A 15676-nucleotide genomic window follows, 5' to 3' on the forward strand; every position below is an offset into this window, starting at 1 on the left:
CATAAAGCTTAGGGTAACTTAATCTTGGGCTAGCAGATTTTTGAGTTAGCTTAGCTCTGCACGCTTCAATACCTCTCCTTCAATAGAGATCACTTCGAGCGCATTGTTGTCAAACATACCGTAACTCGCTGGATAGCCATTGCGTGGAATGGTCATTGAGCCAGGGTTAAATATAAACTGCTCACCGACTTTATCGGCGACTGGGACATGAGTATGGCCGTGAGCCAAGACGTCGTTCTCACGCAAAGCCGGTCGTTTATCTGAATTGTATAGATGGCCGTGGGTCAAAAATAGACGCTGCCCATTTGCGAGCACTATCCACGCATAATCCGCCATCATCGGAAAGCTCAATAGCATCTGATCGACTTCACTATCGCAATTGCCTCGCACGGCGATAATTGAATCAGACAAGGTGTTGAGCAACTCTGCAACCGCCGGTGGGTTGTACCCATCTGGAATCGGATTACGAGGGCCATGATTTAACACATCCCCTAGCAACACAAAGGTATCAGCACCAGAAGCTTTGTAGAGTTCAATCGCTTTTTCAGTCGCAGGCAAAGACCCATGCAAATCTGAAGCAAAGAAAATTTTCATCATTATTCCCGTCTATCTCAAGATGCCTATTTGACGAGAAGTATACGCCCTTTGCCGTTAGACTCAAAACACCCTTGTAGTACGCAAGTGTTTTGCTGAGTGATTCACTCTTCTGTTGCCATGCCATTAATAACGATATTGTTGTAACTCACCATACCCACCACTTGTTGACCATCAATCACGGGAGCTCGACTGATACCAAAGCGCTCGAAGAGCCGAGCACAGTATTTGACATTCATGTTAGGTGATACCGATAGCGCTGGCTTAGTCATTATTTCATAGATATTGGTTCTTTGTGGTGACCGGTTATTGGCGAGCACTTTTTTGGCAATGTCATTCATCAACACGATGCCAAACTCATCGTCATCATGTCTCTTTTGCACAATCAGCGCTTTAACCTGATGTTTTCGAGCCAAATTAATCCCATCTTGCACCGTGGCGAGCCCATCAATCAACACGTAGCTATTGGCCATAACATCGCTGACTCTTATCTTTCTCCCTTCATGCATGGTGTACACTCCTAAAGTTCATCCTCAACAATCTTGGTTAACGAAGCCACTTGGTGGCTTACCCCTACTGCATCTTCCACATCGATTTGTACGGCAATCCCCTGCCCCGACTCAGAATCAAATTCACCCACTTCCGCTATCTTCTCTAGAATATGACGCGAGAGGTGCTCTTCAACCACAAACAGCAGAACATCTTTTTGCGCATCAAGGGTAAGCCCAAAAAACGTTCTTTTCTTCGCTAGTCCTTCACCGCGCGCATTATTAATCACGGTTGCCCCAGTTGCCCCCGACTCACGCGCCGCATCCAATACCGCTTCAGTGCGCCCGTCTTCCACAAATGCCAATAACAACTTAAACCTCATGCTCACTTCCTTTTTGTGTTCGATTAACCAGCCATTGAGTTAACTGTGCATACCCCATCACCGATATCATTGGAAACAAACTGGCAAAGGCAATTAAGCCAAAACCATCAATTAGTGGACTGCGCCCCGGAACCGTGGAGGCGAGCCCTAAACCTAATGCTGCAACAAGCGGCACAGTCACCGTGGAAGTCGTCACCCCTCCAGAATCGTAAGCGAGTGGCACAATCATCGGCGGAGAAAAACGAGTTTGTATCACCACCACGATGTAACCCGCGATGATGTAATAGTGGATTGGGTCCCCCACCACGATGCGATAGCTTCCCAGCGCTATTCCCACGGCGACACCAATGGCAACCGCAATGCGTAAACCATTGACACTGATTGCCCCAGCTGAAACTTGATTAGCTTTGATTGCCACGGCGATTAATGATGGCTCAGCGATCGTGGTGCTGAATCCGATACAAAAGGCGAATAGATACACCCAGTAATAATCAAACCACTGAAGAGCACCAAACTCACTTAATCTCGATTGCTCAAGAAAGCTCACTGATGTCAGTTGAATCGCCATCATGTCGCCAAGGGGAAACAATGCCGCCTCCAGCCCCATTAGGAATAAGGTCAAGCCCAGCAGGACATAAACAAACCCTACAATGACCTTTGGCAACCTCGGCACCGCTCTTTTCAACACAAAAAATTGAAACGTGAACAAGATTGTCACGATGGGCAATGTATCCTTTAGAGTTGATACGAATGTCTCTGTGAAGGCTGTGATTGTGATCATTTATCCACCTTCCTCATTGACTCACCACCATGCCGAACACCATCACAAAGAGCATCGGCATTAACGAGGCAAACGCGATCAGCCCAAAACCGTCTACCATCGGGTTACGTCCTTTTATCGATGACGACAGCCCCACCCCTAGTGCCGTCACAAGAGGTACGGTAATGGTTGAGGTAGTAACACCCCCCGAATCGTAGGCAATACCGATGATCTCTTGGGGAGCAAAAAAAGTCAGGATCACCACCAGCACATAACCACCGATAATCAAATTCTGAATAGCCCATCCCTTGAGGATTCTTAACACCCCCAACACGAGTGCAATCCCGACAGAAAAAGCAACCGTAGTTTTCAGATGGTAGGCATACTCTTGCATTGAGTCTGAGTTATGCAAAATCATCCCTCCTTTTGCTGCCACCAAGGCGGCCTCTTTGGCAACCGCTGTGAGTGCAGGCTCAGCTATCGTCGTTCCAAAACCAAGGCAAAACGAGAAAACCAACAGCCAAAACACAGAGCCTTTACGAGCAAAAGCCTGCGCCATGGACTCGCCAATGGGGAATAGCCCCAACTCCAAACCAAAGATAAAGAAGGTCAACCCCACCACAACCAGCACTAAGCCCAATGAGACCTCGAGAAGATTCGGCATTGGCCTTTGCAGCACCAACAGCTGAAAAAAAGCGACCACGATGATAATTGGCAACAAATCTTTAAAACTGCCCACGCACGCAAGTAACATCTCTTTTAGCTGCTTCAAATAGTGGCTCCTTTATGTAAACCCAACTCACCACGAGCAAGTGACTGTTGCGTAACAACCATGTTCGTAGTAACTATGGCAAAAGTTGGCTCATCGTGGTGTGAGCGAGGTTACAGAGCCGGGCCAAAATAGCGCTATCTTATTGATGAAACAAAATACTAATGATCTGTCATGATATTCCTCAGCTATAATTGGTGTTTCAGGAGGAGCTATGAAAATACTATTGACGGGCGGAACCGGATTCATCGGCCAGGAGTTACTCAAAGCACTGTGTACCCACACTGTGGTGATTCTAACGCGCGATACCAGCAAAGCCCGCCAAGCGTTGCAACACCTTGCATTTGAAACTATCTCGTTTATTGACTCTCTCGATAATCTTGATGATTTAAATGACTTTGACGCTGTGATCAATCTCGCAGGCGAACCCATTGCCGATAAACGCTGGAGCAGAGTTCAAAAGTCTCGCATCTGCCATAGCCGTTGGGATATCACTGAACGTATTGTCAGCCTAATTCATGCTTCAACTGAACCGCCACATACTTTCATTAGTGGCTCTGCGGTGGGCTATTATGGCGACCAACAAGAACACCCTTTTGATGAGTGCTTGCAGGTCAATCGTCCCGACTTTACCCATCACGTTTGTAAACAATGGGAAGATATCGCATTGAAGGCTCGCTCTGACAACACTCGTGTAGTTTTGCTGAGAACCGGCGTTGTGCTTGCGCCAAACGGTGGTGCGCTGAGTAAAATGCTCTTGCCATATAAACTTGGGGTTGGTGGGCCCATAGGCAACGGTAAACAGTTTATGCCCTGGATACACATGTTGGATATGGTACGCGCTATCGTCTTTTTGCTTGAAACAGACCATGCACATGGCGCATTTAACCTCTCATCACCACATCCGGTGACCAACAAACAGTTTAGCCAGCAGTTAGCGAAGACGCTCAAACGTCCACATGTTTTATTCACCCCTAAATGGGCGCTGTCGATGGCTATGGGCGAAAGTGCTTGCCTACTTTTCGACAGTATCCGAGCAAAACCGAAAAAGCTCACTGAGCTAGGGTATGTCTTTAGTTACTCGCGACTTGAGCCCGCGCTAAGAAATCTGTTGCAACACGCACAGTGATCCTCCATCCTCTTAAGCGGCTATTTCACGAGTATTAGGAGCATATAGTGAGCTTATGGGTTGTGGTTACCGGTTGTTCATCGGGCATTGGTTATGCGAGTTTGGCACCGCTTCAAGCGGCTGGGTATCATGTCATTGCAACATGTCGTAACCCGATAGACGTTGAACGTATCCAAAACGAAGGGTATCAATGCCTCAAACTCGAGCTCGATGACCCGCACTCTATCGCCCAATGTGCGGAAGAGATCGCGACACTGACACAAGGCAAGCTCTACGGGTTATTTAACAACGCGGCTTATGGTCAACCAGGGGCACTTGAAGACTTACCCGTTGCTGCACTTAAAGCCCAATTTACGACTAACCTGTTCGGTTGGCACGACCTCACTCAACGACTACTGCCACTCATGCACAATAGTGACAACGCACGCATCATTCAAAATAGCTCGGTGCTTGGTTTTGCTGCAATGAAATATCGCGGGGCGTATAACGCCTCTAAATTCGCGCTTGAAGGATACACGGATACGCTGCGACTGGAACTGGCAGATACTCATATACGTGTGTCTCTGATTGAACCAGGTCCTATTGAAACGCGCTTTAGAGCCAATGCGTTAAAAGCCTTTCTATGCTGGGTCAGCCCTGAAAACAGCCGTCATGCCGAGCAATACCGCCTACAAATAAAACGACTAGAAAAAGAACAATCAGGTAGTACTTTTGCTCTTCCAGCACAAGCATGCATTCCTCCACTACTGCATGCATTAAATAGTCCACGCCCTAAGCGACGCTACAGAATCACGACGCCAACGAAAGTATTTGCCTTTCTAAAACGAGTACTGCCCACTTTACTGCTCGATAAAATACTCGGTAAGACGGCGTAATTAGTGGATTTATCAACTACAAGCAATAAACATTGATAAATCTGTCGAAAAATCGACCAATGTAATTAAAGCGTCATATTCTATTGATAAATTACAACCTCTCTAGAAACCAGAGGCTTTACTTGCATGTCTTTAAATCAACTGAACCTGATTATGCTCAGCGTGACGTTAACTGTGCTGATTTTTTGGTAAAAACGGTGATTTGATAATCACCGTTTTTTTATCCTCTCATTTCACCGCTCTATGACTTGAAATTCAGTTGTTTCCCCCCAAAATAATGAAAATACATGATTATTTTGGAACCCCACTATGCAATCTCCATACATTGTTGAGCTCAATGAACAAAACTTCCGTCAAGTCCTTGAAGGCTCGATGGAGACGCCGGTTCTTCTGCATTTTTACGCTTCCGTTAGCCAAGAGAGTGTTGAGCTGATCCCTGCGATTCAGACATTAACCCAAGACTATGATGGTGCATTAACCTTGGCACTTGTCGACTGTGAAAAACAACAAGCAATCGCAGCCCAGTTTGGTATTCAAGCCCTTCCAACAATTGCACTATTTATTAATGGTCAACCTGTCGATGGCCTCGGCGGCCCTCAAACGATTGAAGCCATAGAGCAAATGTTAAGCAAGCACCTACCAAGTAGAGAAGATCTCACCCTTCAAAAAGCGGCTAAGTTGATTGAACAAGGGCAACACGCATCAGCACTTACACTACTAGACACTCTTTCTGAAGAACGTGCGGCAAAAGGTGATGTCAAGCTTGCGAAAGCAGACTGTTTACTAGAGACTCAGCAGTTCGATTTAGCGGAAAGCCTATTGGCTCATATCCCATTAGAATATCAAGACAACTACTATAAAGGCTTAATCGCTAAACTTGAGTTACATAAGCAGGCGGCAGATAGCCCAGAAATACAAGCTATCGAGGCATCGTTGGCTCAACAACCAGACAATGCCCAACTCGCTTGCGATCTCGCGAGGCAATATCATCAAGTGAATCGAGACGAAGAGGCACTGGAGTTACTTTGGGGGTTCTTGTCCGGCGATCTAAATGCACTCGATGGAGAAGTTAAGAAAGCCTTTATGGACATACTTTCTGCTCTAGGACAAGGCAACCCTATTGCTGGTAAGTTCCGCCGTCAACTCTATTCTATTCTCTACTAAACACCCTCATTCTTAACCATCGAGTATCGAATGATTAGCCTGCGCTGTCTCTTTTGGCGCAGGTGTATGTCTTATTTGTAAGAAACCTTTTGCACATCGCAATACCCGTTAATCAAATCCTTTATCATTCATAATGTTATTTTCTACAAAGCTTATTTTTTTACAAGCTTGACCGAACTTGTCTACAACTATCCTAGTTTATTTATATCTTTGCGCAGAAAAGGAGCTTCTCATGCCAACTGACTCTTTAGTCACCATTGGAATTTTTGTTGTTGTTGCGGTGATATTTATCGCTGCAGGTATAAAAACCGTCCCTCAAGGAAACAACTGGACGGTCGAGCGATTTGGTCGTTACACCCAGACCCTTAAACCAGGGTTAAATTTGATTATCCCTTTCATCGACCGTATCGGTCAGAAAGTCAACATGATGGAGCGCGTGCTCGACATTCCGGCGCAAGAGGTGATCTCAAAAGACAACGCCAATGTTGTTATAGATGCGGTCTGTTTCGTGCAAGTCGTTGATGCGCCAAAAGCCGCTTATGAAGTTAACGATCTAGAGCATGCGATTCGCAACCTGACATTAACCAACATCCGTACCGTTCTCGGATCAATGGAGTTGGATGAAATGCTCAGTCAGCGCGATATGATCAACACAAAGTTGCTTGCTATTGTCGATGAAGCAACTAACCCTTGGGGAGTAAAAGTGACGCGCATCGAGATCAAAGATGTGCAACCGCCTGCAGATCTGACAGCCGCGATGAACGCTCAAATGAAAGCCGAACGTAACAAACGTGCCGAAATTCTTGAAGCGGAAGGGGTTCGTCAAGCCGAAATTCTAAAAGCAGAGGGACAGAAACAGTCCGAAATTCTGAAGGCTGAAGGTGATAAACAAGCGGCTATTTTGCAAGCCGAAGCGCGAGAGCGTGCCGCACAAGCGGAAGCAAAAGCAACCTATATGGTATCTGAAGCCATAGCCAAAGGTGACGTGAAAGCGGTTAACTACTTTATCGCCCAAGGCTATACTGAAGCGATTAAGAGCATAGGTCAGGCTGAGAATGGAAAGATCATCATGTTACCACTTGAAGCAACAGGCCTAATGGGCTCAGTGGCAGGCATCGCAGAGATGTTTAAGCAGACCACCAATGATGAAACCAAATAGCAAGGGAGTTTGAGTTGATTACCATCCTTGAACAAATGAATCACTGGCATTGGCTGGCCTTCGGGCTAGCTTTGTTGGCCGTTGAGTTACTCGGGACCGCCGGCTATTTTTTGTGGATAGGCTTATCTGCAATGCTAATCGGTATCTTGATGACCTTCATCCCGATGAGCTGGCAGCTGCAGTGGGTTGCGTTTGCTACTTTCTCCTTAGTGACAGCTTGGCTCTGGTGGCGTAAACAACTCAATAATGATCGCGCCAGCGATAAGGCGCGAGACCTTAATCAAAAAGATAAGCAGTTGATCGGCGTTGTTTTGACACTAGAAGAAGACGTTATTGTCGGTAAAAACCGAGTTAGAATTGGCGATACCACATGGAGCGCCATCAGTGATAAAGCACTCAAGAAGGGAACTGTTGTCACAATCACCGAGATGAACGGCATTACACTAACCTTAAAAGAAAAACACTGATTACACTGATCCATCTCACATAAACAACCGTAAACAAGTTCGGATTCGCTGTAAACTAGGAGGACACCATGAAGGTACTACTAACAGCAATCGTTGCCCTACTCTTCTCAGCAAGTATCACCGCTGGGGGTTATCACAAAGAGTGTAAAATGGGGGCAGAGAACAATGGCGTACCTTATTCGGTTTGTATGCAAGATAGCATGAATAAAAAACGTTGATTATGTTGAGAATCTTGTAAGCGAGCTTAGGCTCGCTTTTTTAGTTATTAAACCAATGATTTTACTCAACAACGAGTTAATTCTCCGCTTAAATTAGCAGAGCAAACCAAGGAATAAGACATATTACTTTTGATCTTTACTTTCCCGTAGTCATACTTTTCTAAGTATCCGTTGGGTGCTGATTGTTCCACTGACAAGGAATCTTACCTGCGTCACATCAACAGGTTATTTTAGAGAAAAGGTGTCGTTATGAAAAAATATCTAGTCATTGCTTTTGCTGTCGCATCAAGTTTGAGCTTCAGTGCGTTTGCTTACAATAATGGGTCGAATGGTGGGCGTGCGCTTGGCCCAGAGGTGAAGTGTCAGATTAAAAACGGTGATATTGCATCAATGCCTGCGCTCTACTGCAAGATTCTCGAAGGTAAAGAGCTGTAACAAGCACAAAAAATGCAGCTCCTATCTAGGAGCTGCATTTTTTCACAAATATTCAGAACTAGAAGAAGTTATGAGGGACGATAACTTGGAAACGGAAATCTACCCACTCCTGGTCGTTGCCTGAAATTTCATCACGTGTCAGGTAAGTAGTATGAAAACGCATTGTTGTGCCTTTCATTGCGCCAGACGGTAACGTGTAACCAATCGTACCATTTACTGCATACTCACCTTCGTACGTTGTAACGCCCTCGTCGATAGTCGACAGACCTAAACCAACGTAACCAAACCATCCATTGCCAAACTCCGTGCTCAAACGGTTGTACCATGCTAGTTCTGTATCTTGGTTCCAATCAGATAATGCATCCCACCACTGACTCCAAGTACCATTGTTCGAACCGTATGCACGTACTGTACGAGGTGTAAATTCTGCACCATTTTCAGTATGTGTGTAACGCAATTGAGACATCCAATTCCAGCTACCCACTGGCATTTTTAAAGAGAGTCCATGGTGAGCACCAAAGCCTTCGTAATCAACTTCTGAGTCAACACCATAGAGGTCATAAGAAAGCGCTGCTTGACCCAAATTAAAATCTACTTGAGCTTTGTATGAAATATTATCATCGTCTTCATGCGCTAAGTTCGCGTGACCAATACCTAGGTTTAAGCCTACGTCACCGACCTTACCCGCTAAACCCAAAGACTGGAGATAATTAAAAGTACTGTCATTTGGGTCACCTAAATATGGGTCTTTAGAAGATGTCACCCACCAAGGTGCGGTATGAGCTGTTGCACCACCATAACCTAGCGTAAAGTCACCTAGCTCAACAAAGGCTTTACCGCCCTTGTATGTACCAGGAACGAAAGACCAAACGTTACCTATAGTACCGACACCCATTTGCGTAAGACCAAAGTCTGCTCGGTAGCTTTCACCCTTGAACTTAACTGCTGCCTTGGTCACTTTTAAAGCACCATTTTGGTCTTCATCTTGTGACCAGCCATCACACATAGAAATTTCTGAACACCCGCCAGCATTATATAGAGAACCGCTGAAGTAACCACCGAGATCAAGACCAATGAAATCATTGTGGTATCCCGATGAAAAGTTAAGTGCGATATTGTAATCCGTATAATTCAATTCTTCTGTATATTCATCATCTGAATTTGTTCGGTTTTTACCGACACGATATCTTGTATCTGTAATACCAACGAGTGAAAGTGTCGCTCCATCTAGAAACTCAGAGAGTGCGTCAACATACTGATCGCCCGCCGCAGAATCTGTAGCTGCGAATGTAGGCGCGGCTGCAAGCACGCCTATTAATGCTGCACTTACAGCAGAGACCTTGAACATTTTTTCCATGGATAAAAACTCCTAAAAATGGATATAGCTGCTTTATTGTTTTTCCCTTAAGTTGGCCGCCGAAGGGAAAGTCATTTCCTATGTCGAATTTCTTAATGCTTGAAATTCTTCCTGCATACACACCGTGTATCCATGCCTTAAGACTAACTTCGCAGCGCAAAACATCAAACAGAAGTTATTTTTTATCTAAAAAAATATGATCCATTCCAAATTTTAATCAAGACAGTGACCCAGATCTCAAATCAGCAAAACCCATTAACTAACTCAACTGCAATTCATTCAAATACAACAACTTACAAGTTAATTTAGATCTTTTTATGCGATCTGATATCACATTTTCAGCTTGCTAGCGTCTGGTGTCTTGTTGATACCATTTTCTAATCCCCAGTTTATTTGCCCACTTACTTATACACATAAAAAAAGCCTCTCAAAAAGAGAGGCTCTCGTCGTTTCATTGTCTAACCTAAGCTGGGACTGAATATTTTTTCGAACGATTAATGAACAAATCTTAAACAATTACAGCATCGCAATTAGATCGTCTTCGGTCTTAATCTCAATACCTAGCTCTTGCGCTTTTGCCAGCTTTGAACCTGCATTTTCACCCGCAAATAGCATATCGGTTTTTTTAGATACGCTCCCCGTAACTTTTGCGCCAAGGTTCTGCAGTGCCGCTTTGGCATCACTTCGCGTGAGCTTTGATAGCGAACCAGTAAGAACAACCGTCAAGCCAGCAAGCGGCTGTGGCGTTGATTCATCTATCGCCTCCACCTCTTGCCAAGTGATACCTTGTGCTAGCAAGTCATCAATTACTTGCTGGTTTTTTTCTTGACTGAAAAATGCCGTAATATGGCTTGCCACAATCTCACCTACATCACTCACTTCCAGCAGTTGTTCGTGGGATGCAGCTTGGATTGAATCAAGCGTTAGAAAGTGCTGTGCTAGGTTTGCTGCTGTCGCTTCCCCAACTTCACGAATACCGAGTGAGTATAAGAAGCGTGGTAATGTTGTTTGTTTAGACTTCTCTAGCGCGTTAACCACATTCTGTGCAGACTTAGGGCCCATACGATCTAATACCGTAATGATGCCCGCAGATAGCTTGAACAGATCAGCAGGCGTCTCCACCATTTCGCGATCAACCAACTGCTCAATGACTTTTTCACCTAACCCATCAACATCAAGCGCCTTGCGTGAAACAAAGTGCTTGAGTGCTTCTTTACGCTGCGCTTGGCAAACCAGACCGCCTGAACAGCGCGCAACGGCTTCACCCTCAACGCGTTCTACTTCAGATTGACATACCGGACATTGAGTTGGGAATACAATCTCTTGAGCATTCTCCGGGCGTCGTTCGCTGACTACAGAAACAATCTGTGGGATCACATCGCCCGCTCTGCGAATAACAACGCAATCTCCGATCTTCACTTCCAAACGAGCAATTTCATCGGCATTGTGCAATGTTGCGTTACTCACCGTGACGCCACCAACAAAGATTGGCTCAAGCTTGGCCACTGGTGTGATTGCGCCAGTACGTCCTACCTGAAACTCAACATCATTCAACGTGGTCAGCTCTTCTTGAGCTGGAAACTTGTACGCAATCGCCCAGCGCGGCGCACGAGCAACAAAGCCAAGAGATTCCTGTTGAGCGATGCTATCAACCTTAATGACCACACCATCTATCTCGTAAGGCAAAGCATCACGCTTGTCTAAGATTGACGTATAGTACTCTTTGACTTGTTCAAGGTTGTCTAAACGCTGGGTTTCTGGACACATAGGAAGCCCCCAGCCTTTTAGCTGAAGGAAACGCTCATAGTGACTGCTTGATAGGCTCATGCCTTCTACAATGCCAACACTATACGCATAGAAGCTTAAAGGACGTGTGGCTGTAATGCGCGAGTCTAGTTGACGTAAGCTGCCAGCTGCTGCATTACGTGGATTGACAAACACTTTCTCGCCTTTCTTTTGCGCTTGTTCGTTTAGGCGTTCAAAGCCTGCTTTTGGCATAAAGACCTCTCCACGCACCTCAATACGTGTAGGCCAGTTGTTACCTTGAAGCTTTAACGGGATCGCACTGATGGTACGGACATTCTCAGTAATATTTTCCCCCGTCGAACCATCACCTCGGGTCGCGGCCTGTACAAGCACGCCGTTTTCATACAGCAAGCTCACCGCAAGTCCATCCAATTTAGGCTCGCAACAAAACTGCTCTACTTTTTCAGCAATAAGGCGCTCGTTCGCTCGTTTAGCAAAACCGTCAAGCTCATCATCATCAAAGGCATTATCCAGTGACAGCATCGGCAGTTCGTGTGTCACCGACTCAAAACCAGCGAGAGGTGCGCCACCAACTCTTTGGCTTGGTGAATCTATGGTCACTAACTCTGGATGTGCCGCTTCAAGATCAAGGAGTTCACGCATCAAACGGTCATATTCTACATCCGGCAGCTCAGGGCTATCTTCAACGTAGTATTTGACCGCGTGGTAGTGAAGGGTTTCTCGAAGCTCTTGAAGTCGTAAGCTAGGGGTTTGAGACATGAGTATTTTCCATCAATTTCGTTAAAAAAGGCTCCCTATAGGAGCCTTCATCTTGAATAACTGTAACACTGAGAGGCTATTAAGCTCTCTAAGTTAAGCGGTTTTACGCGCTTTAAACTCTTGAATTTGTTTACGGTAAAGGTCAAGACGTGTTGGCGTCATCATTTTACGCGCGTCGTCTTGTACTTCACCGCCAAGGTCATCCGCAATTTGTTGTGCGGTTTTGAGCATTAACTTGAAGTTTTGCTCTGCATCACCAAAACAAGGCAATGTCATAAAGAACGAGATGCCCATGGTCGAGAAGTCTGCAGGGTCATTATGTTGCAGTGTACCCGGTTGCATCATATTCGCGACGCTAAACAAGACCTTACCTGTACCAGAAAGATCAGCATGGCGATGGAAGATATCCATCTCGCCATAAAGCAGGCCATTTTGCTGCATGCTATCAAACAGTTTAGTACCAATGAAAGGTTGATTGCTGTTACTCGTATGAACATTAAGCACAATCACCTCAAGTTCAGGCTCGGCTGGCTCTTCAGCGGGAGCAACGGGTGTAACCTCAGGCTGAGGCGTTAACTCTTGGTTGGCTGTTGGAGTGACTGGTTCTTCGATATCAATATCGTCGATAGCTCCAAACGAAGGTTCACGCTCGTCCTCATCAACCGGCGAGAAGCTTGGCACTTCCAACTCTTCTTCTTTTGTCGGTTGGTCAAATGGGGTATCGTCGGCGTCAGACACCGAGTCGATTAACGGGTCAATGTCTGATGTTTCAATATCGGAAACAAAGTCATTTGAACGGCTATCTTTGCGTACCACTTTATAATCATCATCGTCAGCATGATGTGTTTCTCGAGATACTTGTGGAGACTCTACATCTATCTTGCCCATTGGCTTATCGCCAAATTTGGCTTTGCCTTCTTTTTTACTTGTCCATAATCCGTGAACTAGCAGCGCGGCGATAGCGAGAGCGCCAACGATGATCAATACAAATCGCAATTCCTGCATCTTTTTGTCTCTATGAGTTTTCTAGACCAACAACGTACGCATTTTTTTCACATGCGCACCCATAGGCTTTTCGTCCGAGCTAAGTGTATCTTCAGATACTTCCTGTTATCTCAGATCATCTGATAAGAGTGTTACTTTATCAAAGTTCTTCTAATTAATAGAACACTTTAATGGTGATTGTGAGTGAATCAAGCGCGAAATTTCTGTTAGACCGACGGTTTGAGTATGTTACCGTTACATAAAGCACAGTGTTTAATTAACATTACGATTACAAGGATTGGATTTTCAATGACCACATTGGTAAGAGCTAAGTCGGGCTTTGGTTACTTTTTCCACGGGTTGCAGCTCGCCTTTTCACCCGGTATTCGACGATTCGTTCTACTTCCTCTACTCGCCAATATCATTCTAGTGGGTGGAGCGCTTTGGTATCTGTTCTCACATCTCGATGGCTGGATTAGCTCAATGATGGGGCAACTGCCGGAGTTCCTCTCATGGCTGAGTTATCTGCTTTGGCCAATACTGGTGATTACTATCATTGGTACCTTTTCCTATTTCTTCAGCACATTAGCCAATTTTATAGCCGCGCCTTTTAATGGACTGCTTGCCGAAAAGGTAGAAGTCTATCTTATTGGTGAGCCCATTAATGATGATGGCATCATGGCGGTAGTGAAAGATGTGCCAAGAATCATGGCACGAGAGTGGCGCAAACTGCTGTATATCCTGCCTAAAGCCATCGGCTTGTTTATCTTGCTGCTCATACCGGCACTGGGTCAAACACTCGCGCCTATTTTGTGGTTCGTCTTCTCTGCATGGATTTTAGCGATTCAATACTGTGATTACCCATTTGATAATCACAAAGTCCCTTTCAACATGATGCGCCGAGAACTAAAAGCCAATCAAGGTAAGGCCTATACGTTTGGCGCCGTCGTCTCACTGTTTACCGCCATCCCGATTCTGAACCTTTTTGTGATGCCGATTGCTATTTGTGGCGCCACATCGATGTGGGTTCATGAGTTCAAGTCTAACGTGTAACCACTGAATGCCGCCTAACGAGAAGCTCCCTCTGTTTTTGAGGGAGTTTCTGTATATAAACAGACTATCTTATAACTTTTTAATACTTCTACGCCGCAAGGTTAGCGCATATTCTTCTATAGGTAATTTCAAACCCTCAAAATTGACGAAAAGTTATTGAGTGCAAAGATATTCTTTGTCTCTCTACCCGATAAAGGATTATGACCATGAGCAAAATTTACGAAGACAATTCACTGACTATCGGCAACACACCTCTAGTGCGCCTTAACAAAGTAAGTAAAGGTAACGTGCTAGCGAAAGTAGAAGCACGTAACCCAAGCTTCAGCGTTAAATGTCGTATCGGTGCGAACATGATCTGGGAAGCGGAGAAAGCCGGCACTCTAACCAAAGATGTTGAACTTGTAGAGCCAACCAGTGGTAATACTGGTATTGCACTTGCCTTCGTTGCAGCGGCTCGCGGTTACAAGCTTACACTAACAATGCCTGAGTCGATGAGCCTAGAGCGCCGTAAACTGCTTAAAGCCCTTGGTGCAAAACTGGTATTGACTGAAGCACCAAAAGGCATGAAAGGTGCGATTGCAAAAGCAGAAGAAATTGTGGCTTCTAACCCTGAAAAATACCTTCTACTGCAACAGTTCGACAACCCTGCTAACCCACAAATTCACGAGAAGACAACAGGTCCTGAGATCTGGGATGCAACCGATGGCCAAATCGATGTTCTGGTTGCTGGTGTTGGTACTGGCGGTACGATCACAGGTACAAGCCGCTACATCAAGGGTGAAAAAGGTAAAGCGATCACCTCGGTTGCTGTTGAGCCAGCTGAGTCTCCTGTGATTTCTCAAGTCCTTGCCGGTGAAGACGTTCAGCCAGCGCCTCATAAAATTCAAGGTATCGGTGCAGGCTTTATTCCTGGCAACCTAGATTTAGAAGTGCTTGACCGCGTAGAAACCGTCACTTCTGATGAAGCGATAGATATGTCACGTCGCTTAATGGAAGAAGAAGGTATCTTAGCAGGTATCTCTTCTGGTGCAGCTGTCGTAGCGGCGAACCGCATTGCCGAACTTCCTGAATTTGCAGGCAAAACTATCGTAACGATACTACCAAGTTCAGGTGAGCGTTACCTAAGTTCTCCACTGTTTGCAGGTCTATTTACTGACCAAGAGAACCAGCAGTAATTGGTGTCAAATCAATTTTTGGTTTAAAAAAGCTCCCTATGGGAGCTTTTTTTATTGATCCTAGGCTGACCTTTGGTAATATCAGCACTGTTTTATTTTAAGCTTCAAAATAAAAAAAGAAGCCAAAACGAATTTTATGC

General features: G+C 45.3%; 17 protein-coding genes. 9 read left to right on the top strand and 8 right to left on the bottom strand.

Going from position 1 to position 15676, the window contains the following annotated elements; genetic code table 11:
- Window positions 1–45: 45 nt before the first annotated feature.
- From yfcE to QWZ05_RS08990, 5 genes are all read right to left on the bottom strand, one after another.
- Window positions 46–594, bottom strand: a complete 549-nt coding sequence (gene yfcE, locus QWZ05_RS08970; protein WP_264875469.1) for a phosphodiesterase — start codon at window positions 592–594, stop codon at window positions 46–48.
- 104 nt (window positions 595–698) lie between these two features.
- Complete coding sequence (locus QWZ05_RS08975; protein ID WP_264875018.1) at window positions 699–1103, bottom strand: CBS domain-containing protein; 405 nt, start codon at window positions 1101–1103, stop codon at window positions 699–701.
- An 11-nt stretch (window positions 1104–1114) separates the two neighbouring features.
- Window positions 1115–1465 (bottom strand): P-II family nitrogen regulator, encoded by a 351-nt coding sequence (locus QWZ05_RS08980; RefSeq protein ID WP_264875017.1) that lies wholly within the window; start codon window positions 1463–1465, stop codon window positions 1115–1117.
- The gene (locus QWZ05_RS08985; protein WP_264875016.1) at window positions 1455–2246 is read right to left on the bottom strand and encodes a DUF1538 domain-containing protein; all 792 of its coding nucleotides are present in this window, start codon (window positions 2244–2246) and stop codon (window positions 1455–1457) included. Before QWZ05_RS08985 ends, QWZ05_RS08980 begins: the two co-directional genes overlap by 11 nt.
- A gap of 13 nt (window positions 2247–2259) precedes the next feature.
- On the bottom strand, window positions 2260–2979 hold the full coding sequence (locus QWZ05_RS08990; protein ID WP_264875468.1) for a DUF1538 domain-containing protein: 720 nt from the start codon (window positions 2977–2979) through the stop codon (window positions 2260–2262).
- A 229-nt stretch (window positions 2980–3208) separates the two neighbouring features.
- Between QWZ05_RS08990 and QWZ05_RS08995 the strand changes: the two genes are divergently transcribed.
- From QWZ05_RS08995 to QWZ05_RS09025, 7 genes are all read left to right on the top strand, one after another.
- Window positions 3209–4123 carry a TIGR01777 family oxidoreductase gene (locus QWZ05_RS08995; protein WP_264875014.1) on the top strand — a complete coding sequence of 305 codons (915 nt, stop codon included), beginning with the start codon at window positions 3209–3211 and terminating at the stop codon, window positions 4121–4123.
- 47 nt (window positions 4124–4170) lie between these two features.
- Entirely contained in the window at window positions 4171–4998 is an 828-nt protein-coding gene (locus tag QWZ05_RS09000) for an SDR family oxidoreductase (protein ID WP_290298042.1), read from the top strand.
- A 309-nt stretch (window positions 4999–5307) separates the two neighbouring features.
- Window positions 5308–6162: a co-chaperone YbbN gene (locus QWZ05_RS09005; RefSeq protein WP_264875012.1), complete on the top strand. Its 855-nt coding sequence runs from the start codon at window positions 5308–5310 to the stop codon at window positions 6160–6162.
- A 232-nt stretch (window positions 6163–6394) separates the two neighbouring features.
- Complete coding sequence (locus QWZ05_RS09010) at window positions 6395–7321, top strand: SPFH domain-containing protein (protein ID WP_264875011.1); 927 nt, start codon at window positions 6395–6397, stop codon at window positions 7319–7321.
- A 14-nt stretch (window positions 7322–7335) separates the two neighbouring features.
- Window positions 7336–7788, top strand: coding sequence for an NfeD family protein (locus tag QWZ05_RS09015; RefSeq protein WP_264875010.1), 453 nt, complete (start codon window positions 7336–7338; stop codon window positions 7786–7788).
- A gap of 68 nt (window positions 7789–7856) precedes the next feature.
- On the top strand, window positions 7857–8006 hold the full coding sequence (locus QWZ05_RS09020; protein WP_264875009.1) for a hypothetical protein: 150 nt from the start codon (window positions 7857–7859) through the stop codon (window positions 8004–8006).
- 249 nt (window positions 8007–8255) lie between these two features.
- Window positions 8256–8441: a hypothetical protein gene (locus QWZ05_RS09025; protein ID WP_264875008.1), complete on the top strand. Its 186-nt coding sequence runs from the start codon at window positions 8256–8258 to the stop codon at window positions 8439–8441.
- Between the two features lie 58 nt (window positions 8442–8499).
- Here QWZ05_RS09025 and QWZ05_RS09030 read toward each other — a convergent pair whose 3' ends face one another.
- From QWZ05_RS09030 to zipA, 3 genes are all read right to left on the bottom strand, one after another.
- Window positions 8500–9798 (bottom strand): porin, encoded by a 1299-nt coding sequence (locus tag QWZ05_RS09030; RefSeq protein WP_290298047.1) that lies wholly within the window; start codon window positions 9796–9798, stop codon window positions 8500–8502.
- A gap of 516 nt (window positions 9799–10314) precedes the next feature.
- Window positions 10315–12324 (bottom strand): NAD-dependent DNA ligase LigA, encoded by a 2010-nt coding sequence (ligA, locus tag QWZ05_RS09035; RefSeq protein ID WP_290298049.1) that lies wholly within the window; start codon window positions 12322–12324, stop codon window positions 10315–10317.
- A gap of 93 nt (window positions 12325–12417) precedes the next feature.
- Window positions 12418–13329 carry a cell division protein ZipA gene (zipA, locus tag QWZ05_RS09040; RefSeq protein WP_264875005.1) on the bottom strand — a complete coding sequence of 304 codons (912 nt, stop codon included), beginning with the start codon at window positions 13327–13329 and terminating at the stop codon, window positions 12418–12420.
- Window positions 13330–13617: 288 nt separating this feature from the next.
- Between zipA and cysZ the strand changes: the two genes are divergently transcribed.
- On the top strand, window positions 13618–14361 hold the full coding sequence (cysZ, locus tag QWZ05_RS09045) for a sulfate transporter CysZ (RefSeq protein WP_264875004.1): 744 nt from the start codon (window positions 13618–13620) through the stop codon (window positions 14359–14361).
- Between the two features lie 206 nt (window positions 14362–14567).
- Window positions 14568–15536, top strand: coding sequence for a cysteine synthase A (cysK, locus tag QWZ05_RS09050; RefSeq protein WP_290298052.1), 969 nt, complete (start codon window positions 14568–14570; stop codon window positions 15534–15536).
- Window positions 15537–15676: the final 140 nt, after the last annotated feature.

Origin of the sequence: Vibrio agarivorans (assembly GCF_030409635.1) — a bacterium.
GTDB classification, from domain to species: domain Bacteria; phylum Pseudomonadota; class Gammaproteobacteria; order Enterobacterales; family Vibrionaceae; genus Vibrio; species Vibrio agarivorans.